Consider the following 17,521-nt stretch of genomic DNA (forward strand, 5'->3'; position numbering starts at 1 on the left):
GGAACTCCGGGTGTGGTGGCGGGACGTGCGGGGCGGGCGGTTCAGCGTGCGGCGATGAGCGGCAGGAGGGCGTCGGCCAGCGGGGCGAGGGAGGTGTTGTCCCACATGATCGTCGGCTCCACCTCGATGCCGTAGTGGTCCTCGATCTCGGCGCAGAGGCCGAGCACGTACACCGAGTCCAGGCCGTAGTTGTTGAGCGGGACGTCGGGGGCGATCTCCTCGGCCGCGCGGCCGGTCTGGGCCGCCACCCGGCCGCGCAGCCATTCGATGACCTCGGCGGTGGCCGGTTGCGGGGTCTCGGTGGTGAGTTCGGACATGGTGGTCTCCTGGCGGCTGTTCAGGCCCCGGTGGGGCGGCTGTCGAGGTCGAAGGTGAGACCGGCGTCGAAGCGCCGGAGCAGTTCGGCGTGCAGCGGCTCGGCGAGGTGGCGCGGCAGGGGCTCGCGGTGGTGGTCGAGGTGGGTGCCGAGCCGGTGCAGCAGGGCGAGCGGGACGGCCGGGTCCGCGGTGCCGGGCGCGGCCCCGTCCGGGCGGCACCACCAGGTGTTCAGGCACGCCGAGGCGGCCAGCACGCCGGTCCAGCGGGTGGTGAGGCCGAAGGCGTACGGGGGCGCGTCGGGCCCGATGAGGGTGGGGGAGAGGCCGGTCGCCTCCTCGGCGAGCGCCGCCAGTTCCGCGCACCAGGCGCGGCCGGACGCCGTGAGCGGGTCGTCAGCGGCTGCGGCCTCGGTACCGGTGACCAGCGAGCGGGCCAGCGGATCGCGTCCGGCGGCTGAGACCGCGAGCTCGGCGAAGCGCAGGCCGGGCAGCGGCCGGTCGGCGCGGAAGGTGTCCGCGGGCAGCGGGCTGGCGGCGCCAGCCCGCCAGCCGCGGCGCGCGGTGAGCGGCAGCTGCGGGAGCAGCGCGGACTGGCAGGAGATCCGGGAGGCGTGTCCGAACGCCGACGGCTGCACGTCCCGCAGCAGCTTCTGGAAGAGCGGCTGCTCGCCGTCGCGCAGGTAGAACTGCGAGCCGAGCAGGTTCGAGAGGCGGCTGACGGCACGGATCAGGACCGTCGGCACGAAGGCCTTGACGGCGCTCGCATAGGGGCCCGCCTGTGCCGGCGCGGTGTGTGCGGCTCGGGCGGCGACCATGGTGAAGGTGTCCGCCAGCAGCAGGTCGGCGAAGACCTCCGTGAGGATCGACCGGGACAGCGGCAGGTCGGCCGCGCGGCCGCCGTAGAGGGTGCGCCCGAGCGCACCGCGCAGGGCGGTGCGCAGGGCGGTGTCGAGCAGGCCGACGGTCATGCCGGGCAGGGCGATGCGGGTGAGCTGGAAGGAGCGCAGGGCGGTCTCCACGCCCTGTCCCGGGCGGCCGACGACGCTGTCGTCGGGTACCGGGCAGTCGGTGAACTCGATGCCGCCGAGCTGTACGCCCCGCATGCCCACGGTGGTGAACCGGTCCAGGTGCCGTACGGACCCGGCGGGCAGATCCTCGGCGTCGAGGAGCAGCTGCGAGTGGCTGCGGCTGCCCTGGGCCGGGTCAGTGCGGGCGAAGAGCACCATGGTCCCGGCTCGCCGCAGGTTGGCCACGACCTCCTTGCGGCCGTTCAGGCGGAGCCGGCCGTCGGGTCCGGGCAGGGCGGTGAGGCCGGCACGGGTGAAGTCGTTGCCGTGGTCGAGCTCGTGGTAGGCGCAGGCCACCCGGCCGCCGGACAGCAACCGCCGGGCGAGAAGGGCGCGCTGCTCGGCGCTGCCCGCCGTCCACACGTTGACCGCGGCCATGAAGGAGCTGGCGCCGTAGCCGAGGCCCAGGCAGGGGTCGCGCCGGTAGACGGCCCGCATGACGCGGACGAGGTCGTCGAGGCGGCCGAGGCGGCCGCCCAGCTCCGTGGGGACGAAGTGGGCGTTCAGTCCGTGGGCGGTCAGCAGCTCCTCGCCGGCCCGGAGCATCTCGCCGCGTTCGTCGGCGGCCAGGACCGCGGTGCGGCCGACCGGGTTCGCCGGGTCGCCGGCGTCCGCGAAGAGCTTCTCCAGGCGGTCGGTGTCCTCGCCGGCGGCCGGCCCGGCCACCGGCCGGGGAGCGGGCTCGCGCACCGTGCTCGCCGAGGTCATGCGATCAGCTCCTTCGCCGGTTCCGAGAGCGTCGCCGCTATCGGCTCATACGCCTCCTGCGGTGCCTCGTGGGCCGGCCGCAGCAGTTCCAGGGCACGTTCGAGGGCGGCCGTGAGCAGGGTGACGCGCCGCGGGTCACCGGGGTCCGCGAGCAGCAGGTGTCCTGCCGCGGCGCCCGCGTAGCAGCGTTCGTAGCGGCGGGCGGTCTCGAACGCCTCGGGGGGCGCGTCGCGGCCGGCCGGGCCCAGGGCCGCCATGGCGTCCGCGACCGCGGCCGCCTCCTCGGCCAGGGCCCCGGCCAGGTCGTGGACCCGCTCCGGTACGGCGCCGGCGGCGGCGAGCGCGGAGAGCCGGCCGGCGACGGCGGGCAGCGCCTGCACCACGCTGCAGCCCGTACGGCTCATCAGGCGCAGCGCCCCGAAGTCGAGCGGCGGGACCGGTCCCGCGGTGACGGCGGCGGCGAGGCCAGCGCGGTCGTGCTCGCCGGTCCGGATCCGGCGGGCGAGCAGGGGGAACTGGCTGATCAGCGCGGAACGGTTCACCGCGGTGCTGCCATCGAAGATGGCGACGACCCGGTGGTCGCGCTCCAGCTTCTGGAACCGACCATTCTCATGATGGCGCGTCAGATAGCCGCGCGCGCCGATGAGCTCGGCGAGATCGTCGATGGCCAGCTGGACGATCTCCGGCACGCCGGCCTTGACCACCGCCGACACCACGCTCATCTCCCCGGTCATGCAGTGGGCCCCGCGTGCCGACAGCAGCGAGGCGGCGTCGGCGAGCACGAGCGAGGCCGCGGCCCGCCCGAGCACCCGGCGGGCCAGCGGGAGCCGCAGCAGGGTGGTGCCGTACATGGCGCGCCCGGCCGCGAAGTCGTGCGCCAGCCCCAGCGCGTGCTCCCCGGCGCCCAGCGAGAGGGAGGTGCACACGGTCCTGGTCAGCTGGAGCGCAAGCAACACGGCGTCCAGGCCCTCGCCGGCCCGGCCGGTGAGCGCGTCTTCGGGGACGTGCGCGCCGTCGAAGCGGACGCCGCTGATGTCGGCACCCCGGATGCCGTGCGTGGGCTCCTTGGGCAGCGGCCGCCAGCTGCCCGGCGCCAGCCCCTCCTTGTCGACGAGGAGCAGGCTGAACCCCCGCGGCCCGCCCTCGGGCGCGGTACGGGCCAGCACCGAGACGAGGCGGCCGCGGGTGGCGTTGTTGACGGGCCACTTCGCGCCGTCGAGCCGCCAGCCCCCGTCCGGCGCGGGCGCGGCGGTCAGCTCGCCGGCCAGCAGGTCGCTGCCGTGCCCGGGCTCGGTCAGTCCCCAGGACACCACCGTGCCGTCGAGGACCATGGCGGCGAGATCCCGCCGCTGGTCGTCCCGGCCGGCCACCCAGGTCGGCGCCGAGCCCAGGAAGGTCTTGCCGTGCGCGACGGCGACGGTCACGTCCCGGCGGGCCACCGTGCGCAGCGCCGCGACCAGCTCCGGCAGGCCGCCGGGTACGCCGCCCAGTGCGGCCGGCACGTAGGCGCGGGCGAGGCCGCAGGCGTCCAGGACCGCGCAGGCCTCGGCGGGGAACTCCTCACGGTCGTCCAGCCGGGCGATGGCCGCCGGGTGGAAGGGCCCGTCGGCCGCCGCGGCGTCCATGGCGCTCTCCAGCACGCCGGGCAGGCCGGTGGGCCAGAGGGCCGCGCCGCCGCTCACGCGGGTTCCCCGCTCACCAGCGCGCCCACCGCCGGCTCCAGGTGGGCGTGGACGGGGGTGAGGGCGCCGTCGAGGAACAGCCGCCGCATCTCGCCGCGCTGCACCTTGCCGCTCGTGGTCTTGCGGACGGACCCGGGCCGGAGCAGGACCAGGCCGGCCGTGCGCACCCCGAACTCCTGGTAGACCGTGGTGCGCATGTCCCGGGCCAGCTCCTGGTACTGCTCCTCGGTGAACCGGCCGCGGACCTCGTGCAGCACGACGACCTCCTCCTGCGGCACGGACACGGTGAACGCGGTGCCGGCCAGCGTGGCGAGCGCGGGGTGCCGCAACCGCAGTTCGTGCTCGATGTCCTGCGGGTAGAGGTTGCGGCCGTGCACGATCAGCAGGTCCTTGCTGCGCCCGGTCACGTAGATCTCACCGTCCTGCAGGGCGCCCAGGTCGCCCGTGCGCAGGAAGGGTCCCTCACCGCCGGCGGTGCGGGCGCCGAAGGTCTCCTCGGTGGCGTCGGGGCGGCCCCAGTAGCCGGGGGCCACGCTGGGACCCCGCAGCCAGATCTCCCCGGTGGTGCCGTCGGGCAGCACCGTGCCGTCGTGGGGGTCCACGATCCGCACGTCGAAGTCCGGTACGTCTCCGCAGCCCACCAGCTCGCGGACCGGTCCATCGGGCAGCGGGGGCTGCAGGAGGTGCTTCTCCAGTGCGTCGGAGTCGACGGGGGCGACCCGGGGCGGGCGGCCGGCCAGGCCGGAGACGAACACGGTGGCCTCGGCCATCCCGTAGCAGGGGGCGAGGGCCTCGGCGCGGAATCCGGCGGAGGCGAAGCGCTCGGCGAAGTCGCGCAGGGTGGAGGCCTGGATCGGTTCGGAGCCGTTGGCCGCGAACCGCCACCGGGACAGGTCGAGCCGCTCCAGCTGGGCATCGGTCACCCGGCGCACGCACAGCTCGTAGGCGAAGTTGGGTGCGGCCGAGTACCCGAGGTCGTAGCGGTCGATGAGGCCGAGCCACTGGTGCGGTCGCTTGAGGAACGCCATCGGCGACATCAGCGCGCAGCTGCTGCCGAGGAACAGGCTGGGCAGCAGCTGCCCCATCAGGCCCATGTCGTGGTAGAGCGGGATCCAGCCGCCGAAGTCGGTGTCCTCGCTCAGCCCGAGGGCCCGGCGCAGGCTGTCGGCGTTGTGCAGCAGGTTGCCGTGGTCGACCATGACGCCCTTGGGATCGCCGGTGGACCCGGAGGTGTACTGGAGCAGGACCAGGTCGCGGGCCGCGGCTTCGGGGTCGCGCCAGCGGTCGGCGGCGCCCAGGTCCGCGGCGTCGCTGGCCGCCACGGTGAAGTCGAGGCCCTCGGCGTCGATCCAGCGGCGTGCCTCGTCGAGTTGTCCGGTGTCGGTGAGCGCCACGCTCACCCCGGCGTCCAGCGCGATGCCGGTGACCCGGCGCTGCTGGTACTGGAACTGTCCGGGCATCGGCGAGGGGACCGCGATCGTGCCCGCGTACAGGCAGCCCAGGAACGCGGTGACGAAGGGCAGGCCCGGCGGGTGCAGCAGCAGGACGCGGTCGCCGGGCGCGCAGCGCTCCTGAAGCCAGGAGGCCACGCGGCGGGCCTCCGCGTCGAGTGCCGCGTAGTCGAGGGTGCGGGCGCCGTCCGGCGCATCGTGGTCGTGGACGAAGGTGACCGCGGCCCGGCCGGGCCGTTCACCGGCATGGCGGCGCAACAGGTGCAGGGCACTGGGCTCGTCCACGAGCAGGCGGTCGGTCACGGGGCTGTCCTCTCGGCACGCGCGGGCAGGAAGCGGGTGGCTTCGAAGTGGTCGAGGTAGCGGCCGAGAAGCTCGCGCTCGGGTGGCATGCAGGCGATGCCCGAACCGCTCAGTGCCGCCCGCAGGTTGGTGGTGTCGAAGACGGGCCGGCTGCCCCGGTAGCCGAGGTCCTTGGCCGGCCGGTCGGAGCCGAACAGGGGCAGGAAGCGGGCGAGTTCGTTCTCCTCGCCGCGTTCCACGGCCCCGGTCAGCTCGGCGTACCAGTCGGCGTACGAGAGCCTGCGCAGCGGGTAGCCGCACTCGTCGAGCAGCTCGACCAGCCGGTCCCAGGCGAGCGGATGGCCACCCGGCAGGTTGAAGGCGGTGCCGTGGCCCTGCCCGCCGAGGGCGATGTGGGCGACCGCCGCGGCGCAGAAGTCGACCGGGGTCATCTCCAGGAACACGTCGAACGCCAGCGCCGCGCCGAGCTGGACACAGCCCTTGAGGGTGGCGTTGAGGAACGTGTCCTCGGCGCAGGCACCCGTGGTCTGGGCGCCGGTGATCTGGCCGGGCCGGTAGACGCAGGTGGGCAGGCCGCGTTCGTGGGCCTGCGCCATCATGCGGTCGCCGACCCACTTGGTCTGCCGGTACCCGCCGACCACGCCCTCGGGATCGGTCGCAGCCTCCTCCGACCAGCGGTGCTCGCCGGGGCGGCCCGGGTAGACCGCGAGGGAGGAGATGTAGTGCACCGGTTTGATCCGGTGCCGCGCGGCGAGCCGCAGCACCTCCTGGGTGCCGAGCACGTTGACCGGCTTGAGCCGCTGGTACGGCAGCGCGTAGCTGGACCAGGCACCGTTGTGGACGATCATCTGGACGTCGCGGGCGAGCCGCCGGTAGGTGCCGTGGTCGAGGCCGAAGTAGGGCCGGGCCAGGTCGCCGGGAACCGCGGTGAACCGTGCCTCGTCGCCGTCCCGCCACACCCCGTACAGCTCCATCGCCGCCCGGACCCGGTCCGCCGCCTGCTGGGGCGTGTCCGAACGGACCAGGGCGTACACGTGGGCGTCGGACCGGTCGAGCAGCTCGCGCATCAGGAACGCCCCGGTGTAGCCGGTGGCGCCGGTGAGCAGGACGGCGGTGTACGGCGCCGGCACCGGCGGGAGGGCGCCGTCCGCGGGGACGATGTCGGGCGGCAGGACGGCCTCCGCCGCCAGGTCCGCACCGGCGATCGACCGCGGGTGCCGGCCGCTGTCCGAGGTGGGCGCCGGGACGTCCTGGGCGCCGAGGTGGCGGGCGAGGCGTTCCAGGGTCGGGTGGTCGAACAGGCCGCGCAGGCTCACCTGCAGGCCGGTCGCGGCGCGCAGCCGGGCCGCCATCTGGGCCGCCGCGAGAGAGTCGCCGCCCAGCTCGAAGAAGTTGTCCTTCAGGCCCACGCGGCCGACGCCGAGCAGATCGGCCCAGATGCCGGCGAGCCGGATCTCCAGGGGCGTCTGCGGCGCCACGTAGGCGCTGCCGGCGCTCTCGCCGTCGGGCAGCGCGGGCAGCCGGCCGCGGTCCACCTTGCCGTTGGGGAGCTTGGGCAGCTCGGGCAGGACGATGAAACGGGACGGGACCATCGCCTCCGGCAACTGGTCGGCGGCGAACTCCCGCAGCCGGGTGCGGAAGGCGGCCCAGGCCGTCTGGGCCAGCGGATCGTTGGCCAGAGGTGGGGTGGATGCGTTCACGGTCCTCACTGCTCCCTCGGCGGGCGGGCCGCCGGTTCGGATCCGGTCCGTCGTGGTGCGCTCCGCGCGGCGGGCCGGGGTTCGAAGACGGCGTCGAACTCCCCGGTGCCGCCGGGCCCCGCCGGCAGCAGCCGGACGGTACGGCCGTGCCGTCCGGCCAGTTCCGCGATGTCCTCCGGGTCGACGCCCTGGCCGGCCGAGGCCTCCCACAGCGCGCGCTCCAGCTCCCACGCCGTCCGGTCGGGTGCCTGCTCGCCGCGCAGCAGTGCGAGCGCGGCGAGGGGGCGCACCAGGCGCCCGTCGGGCAGGCCGGTGACGGTCAGGGCCCGGTCCGGGTCGGTGCTCTCCAGCAGTTCCGCGAGGCCGGCCATGCCGGTCCAGGGCAGTCGCTTGCCGTCATCGTCGTCCGCGGCCCGGCCGGGGCCGTACAGGGTCACGTCCCACCGGAACCGGGTCAGCTCGTTGGCGTTGCGGCCGCGTTTGAGCTCGATGCGCAGGCCGAGCCCGGCAGCCGCGGCGAAGTCCTCGAAGAAGCCGGGGGTCAGGCACAGTTCGCGTTCCTCGGCGAGGGCGCGGGCCGAGGCGGCGGCCACCTCCCTGGCCGGGCTCAGCGCGGGTGCCCGGCGCAGCTGGGTGTCCGCGTGGAAGGCGGGGAGCAGCGCCAGGTCCCGGACGTCGCCGACGAAGACGGCGCCCTCGGGGCCGGCGACGCGGACCGCCTCGGCGAGGACGCGGCGCAGGTAGTCCGGGCCCGGGAAGTACTGCACGACGGAGTTGAACAGCACGAGGTCGGCGCCGGCGTCGGGCAGCTCGGCGAGGACGGTTGCCTCGGCCTGGCGCAGCGTGATGTGTCCGGGCAGCGCGCCGTCCTCGGCGACCGATGCGGCGGCGGTGGCCAGGGCGGCAGGGGAGAGGTCGAGCCCCAGGTAGGAGCCTGCGCCGGGAGCGAGCCGGCGCAGGTACAGGCCCACCCCGACGCCGACGTCCAGGATCCTGGCCCCGCCGATCCGGCGGATGCGGTCGACGGTGTGCCCGACCCACTCCCGCATCTCGTGCGCGGGGATGGGCCGCTTGGTGTAGCTGCTGAGCCATCCGGCGAAGTCCGTCGCCTCCTGCGCTCCGGGGCCGGCGGGGGCCGGGGAGCCGGCCGGGCCCTGCGCGGCGGCCGGGGCCTCGGGGGCGACGACGGTCTCGGAGTCCGTCGGGTTCCCGGCGCCGGTGGAGCCGTCCGTGCCGGGGCCGTACGCGCCCTCCCACACGTCCCGCCAGCGGTCGACGTGGGCACGCTCGCCGTCGGTGTCCTCGTTCCGCGCCGCGGGGGCCACGTAGGCGACGAGTTCCGCCCCACCGCCCGCGCGCCGCGCGGCGACGACGGCGACCGAGGCGGCCTCGGGATGGCGGGAGAGGACGCTCTCCACCTCGTCGGGCTCCACCCGGTGGCCGAGGATCTTCACCTGGCGGTCGATCCGGCCGAGGAACTCCAGCAGCCCGTCGGCCCGCCACCGCACCCGGTCCCCGGTGCGGTACCAGCGGCTCCCGGCCGCCCCGACGAACCGCTCGGCCGTCAGCTCGGGCCGGTCGAGGTAGCCCTCGGCGACACCGTCTCCGCCGATCCACAACTCACCGGCCACACCGACGGGCGCCTCGCGGCCGTCTCCCGTGACGACGCGCACGGTCGTGTTGGCGATCGGCCGGCCGATCGGCAGGGCCGCGGCGTGGACGTCCCGTTCGCGGTCGAGCTCGTGGACGGTCGACCAGATGGTCGTCTCGGTCGGACCGTACATGTTGAACACCCGCACCGACGGCAGCGCCGCCAGCAGCCGCTGGGCCAGCCCGGAGGGGAAGGCCTCGCCGCCCACCAGCAGGGCCCGCAGCGGCCGCAGCGCGTCCAGCGCCTCCGGCTGGGCCGCCACCGCCGCGAGGAACGACGGGGTGGCCTGCACCAGGGTCACGAGGTGGCGGCCGAGGAGGTCCCGCAGGGAGTCCTCGCCGTCGGCCGGGGTGAGCCGCTCGATCATCCGCTCGCCGCCCACCACGACGGTCGCCCCCCGGGTCAGGGGCCACAGGAGTTCGAGCACGGAGATGTCGAACGAGACGCTCGTGAGCGCCAGGACGACATCGCCGGCGCCGAGCCCGATCCGCCGGTCCATGCCGGCGAAGAAGTTGCCGACGTTGCGGTGCAGCAGCACGGTCCCCTTGGGGCGGCCGGTGGAGCCGGAGGTGTAGATGACGTACACCGGGTCGCCGGCGCGCGGGCCGTCGTCCAGCGGTCCGGCGGGCCGCGCGGCGATCCGCTGCGCGTCCCGGTCGAGCCGTACGACGGCGCCCGCGGCCAGGTCCTCCGGTCCGCCGGCCCCGGTGACCAGGCAGTCCAGGGCGGCGTCCTCGGCGATGTAGCGCAGCCGGTCGGCCGGGAAGCCGGGGTCCATGGGGACGTACGCGGCGCCCGTGCGGGCGATGGCGAGCAGGGTGATGACGAGGTCGGCCGAGCGCCGGGCGCTCACGCCGATCCGGCTGCCGCGCCAGGCGCCGCACGCCCGCAGATGGTGGGCGAGCCGGGCGGTCCGCTCGTCGAGCTCGGCGTAGCTGAGGCGTTCGTGCCCGTCGACGAGCGCGGTGGCCTCCGGGGTGGCGGCGATCTGCCGGTCGATCAGCCCGCTGACGGTCGCACCGGTGTCGTAGGGCACCGCCGTGTCGTTCCAGGCGTCCAGCAGGGCCCGTTCGTGCGCGCCGCGCAGGTCCGTGACCGGTCTCGCCGCGGGGTCGGCGGCGAGGGCGGTCAGGGCACGTGCGTAGTAGCCGGCCAGGCGGTGGCAGAAGTCGGTGTCCAGCAGGGAGGTGTCGCAGTCCAGCCAGAGCCGCAGCCGGCCGCCCGCCGGGTCGACCAGGAAGTTCGCGGCGAGTGGGAAGTTGGTCTCCGCGATGCCGAAGCCGTCCTGGATCGCCGCGTCGGAGCCCCACTGCTGGTGGAAGTCCATGAAGTTGACGTACGAGTCCAGCGCGAGGTCCGGGTGGTCGCGCAGGAGGCGCGCGAACGGGTAGCGGCGGTGCGGCAGCGCCCGCTGCTCGTGCGCGTGGACCCGGTGCGCCAGGTCCAGCCAGGAACCCCCGTCCAGGGTCAGCCGCAGCGGCAGCGTGTTGAGGAACACGCCGATCGCCCGGTCCCCGCCGTCGTCCTCCAGCCGTCCGTGGGCGACGACGCCGGTGAGCACCTCGTCGCCGGGTGCCACCGCGTGCAGCACGACGGCGTGGGCGGCGGCCAGCAGGGACTTCGCCGGGAGCCCGGCGGCCCGTGCCGCCTCGATGACCCGGGCCCCGGCCGCCTGCTCCAGCAGCACGTCGAACCGCCGGTGCCGGGCCCCGGCCGGGCGGCCCGTGGTGCGGGTGGGCAGCGGTGCCGGCTCGGCTCCCGCCAGCTCCCGTTCCCAGAAGGCGCGGTGCTCCGGCTGCTGTGCCGCCCGCTGTTCCGCGGCGACGAACTCGCGGAACGTGGAGGGTATTTCGGGCAGGAACAGGTCCTCGTGCGCGAGTGCCGCACGGTAGCGGGCGATGATCTCGTCGAGCATGGCCGCGTCGCTCCAGCCGTCCAGCACCACGTGGTGTTCGACCACGCTCAGCTGGAACGTTTCCCCGTCCAGCGGGTGGGCGGTGAAGGCCAGCAGCGGGGCCGCGGTCAGGTCGAAGTCGTGGTGCTTGGCCTCGTCGGCCCACTCGGCGAGCCGCGCGTCGCGTTCCCCGGCGTCCGCGCCGCGCAGGGCCTCGTCGACGGCGAGGGGGACGCGTACGTCCCGGTGCACCAGCTGGAGCGGTTCGCTGAAGCCCGTCAGGTGGAAGGAACTGCGCAGCGCCGGGTGGCGCCGGACCGTGGCGTCCAGCGCGGCGCGCAGCGGCCCCTCGTCGAAGGGCAACCCGACGCGGATGCTGGTGACCACCCGGTAGACGGATGAGTCCTCCTCGTACTCGGCGTGGAACACCATGCCGGACTGCATGCTGCTCAGCGGGTGGGCGTCGTCCAGGCCCTCGGGCAGCAGGTCCCGGTCGGCCGGGGGCAGCAGCGAGAAGGGCCGGGTGCGCGGTGCGGCCGGGGTGTGGGGCCGGGTGCGGCGGGCCAGGGCGCGGACGGTCGGCGCGTCGTACAGGTCCGGCAGGTCGAAGGTGTGCCCGGCGTGTTCCAGGGCGGTCCGCAGCCGGATGCTGAGCAGCGAGTCTCCGCCCAGGGCGAAGAAGGAGGTGTCGAGGTCGACGCGCTCCGTGCCGAGCACCGCCGCGAAGGCGTCGTGGACCCGCTGTTGCGCGTCGTCGCGTGCTCCGGCGCCGTCCGCGGCGCGGGGCGCACCGGTACCGCCGGAGGTGGTGGGGGCGGGCAGTGCGCGACGGTCCACCTTGCCGTTGGGCGACAGGGGGAGGGCGTCGAGCAGCACGATGGTGGACGGCACCATGTACTCGGGCAGCCGCTCGGCCAGGGCCGCCGCCAGCAGTTCCGCGTCGGCTCCGGGGGCCACGGTGTGGGCGAGCAGCCGGTGCTGTCCGCCGGCCCCCGGGGGCGCGGTGACCACGGCCTGCTCGACCCCGGGCAGGGCCAGCAGCGCCGACTCCACCTCACCCGGTTCGATGCGGAAGCCGCGGATCTTCACCTGGTGGTCGATACGGCCGCGGTACTCGACCGTGCCGTCCTCGCGCAGCACGGCCAGGTCGCCGGTGCGGTAGAGCACGCCACCGCCGGGGGTGTACGGATCGGTGAGGAAGCGTTCCGCGGTCTGCTCGTGCCGGTTGAGGTAGCCGGCGGCGACCTGGACGCCGCCGATGTGCAGTTCTCCGGGCACGCCGAACGGCAGTGGTTCACCGCCCGGGTCGAGGACGTACAGGCCGGTGTTGGCGACGGCGCGGCCGATCGGCACCGGGCCTTCCGCGTGCCGCTCGGTGCAGCGCAGGTGGGTGACGTCGATGGAGGCCTCGGTCGGCCCGTAGAGGTTGTACAGGCCGGGGGCGCCGGCCGAGGGCCCGTACACGGCGAAGAACCGGGCCACGGTCTCCGGCCGCAGCGCCTCGCCGCTGCACACCACCCGGCGCAGACCTGACAGTCCGGCGGCGCCGGGCTCCGCCAGGAAGAGGTCGAGCATCGGCGGCACGAAGTGCAGGGTGGTCACGGCGTGGGTCCGGACGGCGGTGGCCACCGCTCTGGGGTCGCGGTGGGCGCCGGGGGCGAGGAGGTGCACCCGGGCGCCGGCGAGCAGAGGCCAGAAGAACTCCCAGACCGACACGTCGAAGGTGAACGGCGTCTTCTGCAGCACGCATTCGCCGGGTTCGAGGGCGTACTCCTCCTGCATCCACAGCAGGCGGTTGACCACGCCGCGGTGCGGCACGGGGACACCCTTGGGGGTGCCGGTCGAGCCCGAGGTGTAGATGACGTAGGCGATGTCGGCGGGGCCGCCGGCGGGCAGCGGCCCAGCGGCCACGGGCAGGGTGGGCAGCACCTCGTCGACGGCGATGACCCGAGCGCCGGTCCCGGTCGGCCCGTCGACGAGCCGCGCGGTCGTCAGCACGGTGGTGACCGCCGCGTCCTCGATCTGGAAGGCGATGCGTGCCGCGGGCAGTTCGGGGTCCAGCGGCAGATAGGCACCTCCCGCCATGAGGACGGCGAGCAGGGAGACCACCAGGTACACCGAGCGCTCCTGGTACACACCGACGACCGTTCCCGGTGCCACGTCCCGCTCGCCGAGGTGGCGGGCCAGCCGACGAGCGTGGTCGACGAGCTCGCGGTACGTCAGGGTCGTCGTGCCGTCGGCGGCGGCCACGGCGTCGGGGGTGCGGCGTGCCTGGGCCTCGACCAGTTCGTGCAGCCGGGTGTCCAGGGGGTAGTCGCGCCGGCGCGGGGCTCCCGCGGCGAGCACGGCGCGGCGCTCGTCGTCGTCCATCAACGGCAGGCGGCCCACCGGCAGTTCGGGGTGGGCGAGGGCCGCGCGCAGCAGGGTGAGCAGCCGGCGGCTGTGGGCGGCGGGGGCGCCGGCCGAGTGCCGCTCGGGGTTGGCGTCGGCGTTCAGCCGCACCCGGACGCCGCGGGCGTCGGAGAAGACGTCGAAGCGCAGGTCGTCGACCGGGCCGGAGGACAGGTGGTGTGCGGTGCTCGGCAGGTCCCCGAAGAACAGCGCGGCGTCGAAGGTGACCACGTTGACCGTGGTTCCCGCGAGCAGCTCGCGGCGGCCTTCCGGGAACAGCTCCCGATGCAGCCGCTCGCCGCGGAAGCGCTGGTGGCGCAGGGCGAGACCGAGTTCCCGCGACACGTCGGCGGCCACCTCGGCGAAGGAGGCGGTGCGGGACACCTCGATGCGCACGGGCAGCTCGTTGGCGAACATGGCCGGGGTGCCGATGGCGGCGCTGCTGGGGCGGGCGGGCAGCGGCACCCGCAGCAGGGTCTCCTCGCTGCCGGTCAGCCTGCCCTGGTAGGCGGCCACGGCCGCGACGAACAGCGTGGAGGGGCGGGCCGCCAGCCGCCGGGCGGCGTCCCGCAGCAGTGCGGTGTCGGCCGGCGTGAGATCCGTGGTGCGGCGCAGCAGCCCGCCCCCAGCGCCGGTGTGCTGGTCGCCCAGGCTCACCGGGGTGGGCCGGTCCGCGAACCGGTCGAGCCAGTAGGCGCGGTCGCGTGCGAAGGCGGGCGTGTCCGGGTAGGCCGCGTCCGCGGCCACCAGGTCGCGCAGCGGCAGGGGGCGCCCGGCGGGGGGTTCGACGCCGGCCGTGAGCGCGGTGTACACCGCGGCGATGCGCCGGACGTGGACCGTGTGGCCGAGGCCGTCCATGACCACGTGGTGGTAGCGCAGGTACAGCAGCCAGCTGTCGGCCGACTCCCGGATGAGCACGTGCCGGACCAGCGGTCCGGCTGTCAGCTCCACCGGCCGGGAGAGGTCGGCGCGCATCCATTCCTCGGCGGCGGCCCGGGGGGCCTCGGCGGCCGACAGGTCGAGAACGAGGAGGGGGTTTTCGGCCGGGGGCAGCACGGTCTGGCCGGGGCCGTCGTCATCCAGCCGCACGCGCAGCGCTTCGGCTTCGGCGAGCGCGACCGCCACGGCGCGGTCGAGCAGCCCGGCGTCGACGGGGCCGTGGATCTCCAGATAGCTGGCGCAGTTGTAGCGAGGGTTCGCCGGGCTCAACCGCTGAGCTGCCCACACGCCTGACTGCGCGGCGGTCAACGGCAGACGGGTGCCCCGGTCAGCGTCTGGCATGTCGATGTGACTCTCCCCCGTAGAGATCGCTTCGAGGCCCGGTTGACGTACTTCACGGACCGTTCAAAGCTGTCAAAGGATCCGGAAATCAGCCACTACTTGTTCGAGTAGTTGACGGCCCAAAGGGGTTTGGGGTAAGGCGCGCACAGAACATGGAATCGGCCTCGCGATCGACCGGAAAACGTGGCCGGACATGGGCTTCCCTTTACCTGGCGTCAGTTAACGTCGGTCGCGGTGTTCACGGCATCGTGCCCCGTGGACATCAGCCGAGGCGGTTGCTGTACCAGGCACACACGGGGGAGAGAAGTGAATATGTACGGCCGCGTGCATGAACAATGGGTAATACGCGAGCGCTTACACCGAATACGACGCGGGCAGAGCGGCTTGATTCTGCTCCGTGGGCCGAAAGGTTACGGAAAGACCGTTTTAGTCGAGCGAATTTCGGACACCGCGCGACAGGCCGGCTTCGATGTCGTGAAGGGCCCTGTGGCGCAGCATAAGAGGTTGTTGCTGGCGGCTTCCTTCATGGCGGGCTCAACCTGTTTTCAGACATTCTCCGGTTCGGCCGGACAGGATGTCGCCGCGCCCGGGCCCGAGCTCCTGGACGAGGTCCTCCGCGCCGAACTGGCGGGCCCTCGCCAGGCCGCGGACCGGCCCGTGCTCATCGCCCTGGACGATGTCGCCTGGGACGATCCCGACGTCCTGGCCGCCCTGCGCGGCCTGCCCGCCGCACCGTCGACCCGCCGCGTGGTGTGGCTGCTTTCGGGTGCCGGAGGACCGGTCACGCACGCGCTGTCCCAGCATCCGGACGCCGTCGGCCTCACGCTCGGCCCGCTGCACCGCCGTGACGCGCAGCGGATGGCCGCGGACCGGCTCGGCGGATCGCCGGACGCCTCGGTGGAGCGTCTGATCACGGCCTGCGGCGGCCATCCCGCCCTGCTGGGGGCCGTGCTGGACGAGCTGGTCGCCTGTGCCGGCTACCGGGTGTGCGGCGGCGTCGCCGGTCTGGCGCCGGCGGCACTCCCGCCGCGCGTGGTGACCACGCTGCTCTGCTCGGACCCCCGGCTGTCCGGCCCGACCCGGGACCTCCTGCAGGCGGTCGCAGCACACCGGCTACCGCCGCGGATGAGCGAGTTGATGCGCCTGCCTGACGGACGGGCGGTGTCCGTGCTGGGCTCCGTGCGCGAGGCGATGGAGGCCGGCGTGCTGCTCCTCGGCGGAGACCGGCTGCGCTTCCGCCACCCGCTGCTGCACCAGGCCGCCGACCTGCTGCGGCACGAGCCGCCGGACGGCGGGGAGCGCGGTCTGCTGAGCCCCAGCGAGCAGACCATCACGCGGCTCGTCGCGGCTGGCCTGACAAACCGTCAGATAGCCTCCCGGGTCAACCTGTCACCCCACACCGTCAACTTCCATCTCCGGAAGATCTTCCGGAAGCTCGGCGTCTCCTCGCGCGTCGAGCTGGTGGGGACCCGTCTCCACCTGCTCCACCCCGCGTTCGACGCCGACCTCACACCCCCCACCCACGAGAGCAGGCCCGCACATGCAGGATGACAAGACCGTCTCCGTCACCGACGCGAGCGAGACGGTGGACACCGCGGCGGACGGCACCGGCGGCGGTCCGCCACCGCTTCCGCCCGCCCGGGTCAAGGCGATGGTCCTGGTCGCGATGGCCGCCACGTTCATGGCGATGATGGACTCCTACATCGTCAACGTCGCCATCCCGTCCATCCGCTCCGACCTCGGCGCCTCGGTCTCCGCCGCCGAGATGACGGTCGGCGGCTACATCCTGGTGTACGGGTTGTTCCTGGTCACCGGTGGCCGGCTCGGCGACATCGTGGGGTACAAGCGGATGTTCCTGACCGGTCTCGGGCTGTTCACCGTCGCCTCGCTGTGCTGCGGAATCGCGCCGAACCCCGAGGCCCTGATCGCGTTCCGCTGCCTCCAGGGCTTCGCGGCGGCGCTGTTCTTCCCGCAGATCCTCTCCATCATCCAGACCTCCTTCGAGGGCACCCGGCGCGACCGGGCCCTCGCCCTGTTCGGCGTCACCATCGGACTGGCCGCGATCACCGGCCAGCTGATCGGCGGTGTCCTGGTCCATCTGGACCTCTTCGGCTGGGGCTGGCGCCCGATCTTCCTGGTCAACCTGCCGCTGGGGCTGGCCGCCGTCGCCGGTGCCGCGCTGACCATGCCCGGGGTCCGCGGTACCCAGCGGCCCCGGCTGGACCTGCCGGGCGTCGGCCTGCTCACGCTGGCCCTGCTGCTGCTGTCCTTTCCGCTGGCGGAGGGCCGTACGGCCGGCTGGCCCGTGTGGTGCTTCGTGATGATGGTGCTGTCCGTGCCGTGCTTCATCGCGTTCGGCTGGTGGCAGCGCCGGCTGTCCGAGAGCGGCGGACAGCCCCTGATCAGCCCGCCGCTGCTGCGGCTGCGTGCCTACAGCTCCGGCAACGCGCTGTTCCTCGCGTTCTTCGCCTGCAACGCCGGGCTGTTCTTCGTGCTCGCCATCCAGTTGCAGAGCGGCCTCGGCTACTCGGCCCTGAAGTCCGGTCTGCTGTTCGCTCCGCTCGGTGTCGCGTTCACGGCCACATCCCTGGCCCTGCCCAAGATCATGCCGCGGCTGGGCCTGCACGTCCTGACCGCCGGGTACGGGCTCAACGCCTTCGGCTATCTGCTCCTGCTGCTCACGGCGCTGGCCGCGGGCGACTCGCTGTCCGGACCGATGCTGATCCCCTCCCTCGTCATCATCGGCGTGGGGCAGGGCCTGGGTGTCAGCCCGTTGCTCGGCGCCGCGCTGACCGGTGTACCGCCGCAGGAGGCCGGCAGCGCGGCGGGCGTGCTGGAGACCGTGGGCCAGCTGGGCATGTCCGTGGGCATCACGCTGGTCGGGCTGCTCTACTTCAGCACCCTCGGCGACGGCGGCTCACGGCACGCCTACACGCACGCCTTCACCGTGACGCTGGTGCTGAACCTGGTGCTGTCCTTGCTCGCCGTGGCGTTCGTCCCCCCGCTGCGCAAGGCCGCGGCAGCTCCGGCCGGCGCCTGAGGACGCGGAAGGCGGCCACTCGCCGGATCCGTGCCC

8 protein-coding genes are annotated in these 17,521 nt (G+C 74.1%); 2 read left to right on the forward strand and 6 right to left on the reverse strand.

Features of this window, described 5'->3' with window-relative positions; genetic code table 11:
- Positions 1-41: 41 nt before the first annotated feature.
- From Sm713_RS36475 to Sm713_RS36500, 6 genes are read right to left on the reverse strand one after another with little or no spacing between them, the layout of a single operon-like run.
- Entirely contained in the window at positions 42-317 is a 276-nt protein-coding gene (locus Sm713_RS36475) for an acyl carrier protein (RefSeq protein ID WP_212914215.1), read from the reverse strand.
- A gap of 20 nt (positions 318-337) precedes the next feature.
- The gene (locus Sm713_RS36480) at positions 338-2,092 is read right to left on the reverse strand and encodes an acyl-CoA dehydrogenase family protein (RefSeq protein WP_212914216.1); all 1,755 of its coding nucleotides are present in this window, start codon (positions 2,090-2,092) and stop codon (positions 338-340) included.
- The gene (locus Sm713_RS36485) at positions 2,089-3,774 is read right to left on the reverse strand and encodes an acyl-CoA dehydrogenase family protein (protein ID WP_212914217.1); all 1,686 of its coding nucleotides are present in this window, start codon (positions 3,772-3,774) and stop codon (positions 2,089-2,091) included. Before Sm713_RS36485 ends, Sm713_RS36480 begins: the two co-directional genes overlap by 4 nt.
- Positions 3,771-5,528, reverse strand: a complete 1,758-nt coding sequence (locus Sm713_RS36490) for a fatty acyl-AMP ligase (RefSeq protein ID WP_212914218.1) — start codon at positions 5,526-5,528, stop codon at positions 3,771-3,773. Before Sm713_RS36490 ends, Sm713_RS36485 begins: the two co-directional genes overlap by 4 nt.
- The gene (locus Sm713_RS36495) at positions 5,525-7,228 is read right to left on the reverse strand and encodes a thioester reductase domain-containing protein (protein WP_249416917.1); all 1,704 of its coding nucleotides are present in this window, start codon (positions 7,226-7,228) and stop codon (positions 5,525-5,527) included. Before Sm713_RS36495 ends, Sm713_RS36490 begins: the two co-directional genes overlap by 4 nt.
- 5 nt (positions 7,229-7,233) lie before the next feature.
- Positions 7,234-14,445 (reverse strand): non-ribosomal peptide synthetase, encoded by a 7,212-nt coding sequence (locus tag Sm713_RS36500; protein ID WP_212914220.1) that lies wholly within the window; start codon positions 14,443-14,445, stop codon positions 7,234-7,236.
- A 312-nt stretch (positions 14,446-14,757) separates the two neighbouring features.
- Between Sm713_RS36500 and Sm713_RS36505 the strand changes: the two genes are divergently transcribed.
- Both Sm713_RS36505 and Sm713_RS36510 read left to right on the forward strand, forming a co-directional pair.
- Positions 14,758-15,996 (forward strand): LuxR family transcriptional regulator, encoded by a 1,239-nt coding sequence (locus Sm713_RS36505; RefSeq protein WP_212914221.1) that lies wholly within the window; start codon positions 14,758-14,760, stop codon positions 15,994-15,996.
- Positions 15,986-17,485, forward strand: a complete 1,500-nt coding sequence (locus Sm713_RS36510) for an MFS transporter (RefSeq protein ID WP_249416918.1) — start codon at positions 15,986-15,988, stop codon at positions 17,483-17,485. The genes Sm713_RS36505 and Sm713_RS36510 overlap by 11 nt, the downstream gene beginning before the upstream one ends.
- The last annotated feature ends 36 nt before the right edge of the window (positions 17,486-17,521 follow it).

This window comes from Streptomyces sp. TS71-3 (assembly GCF_018327685.1).
In the GTDB taxonomy this organism is placed as follows: domain Bacteria; phylum Actinomycetota; class Actinomycetes; order Streptomycetales; family Streptomycetaceae; genus Streptomyces.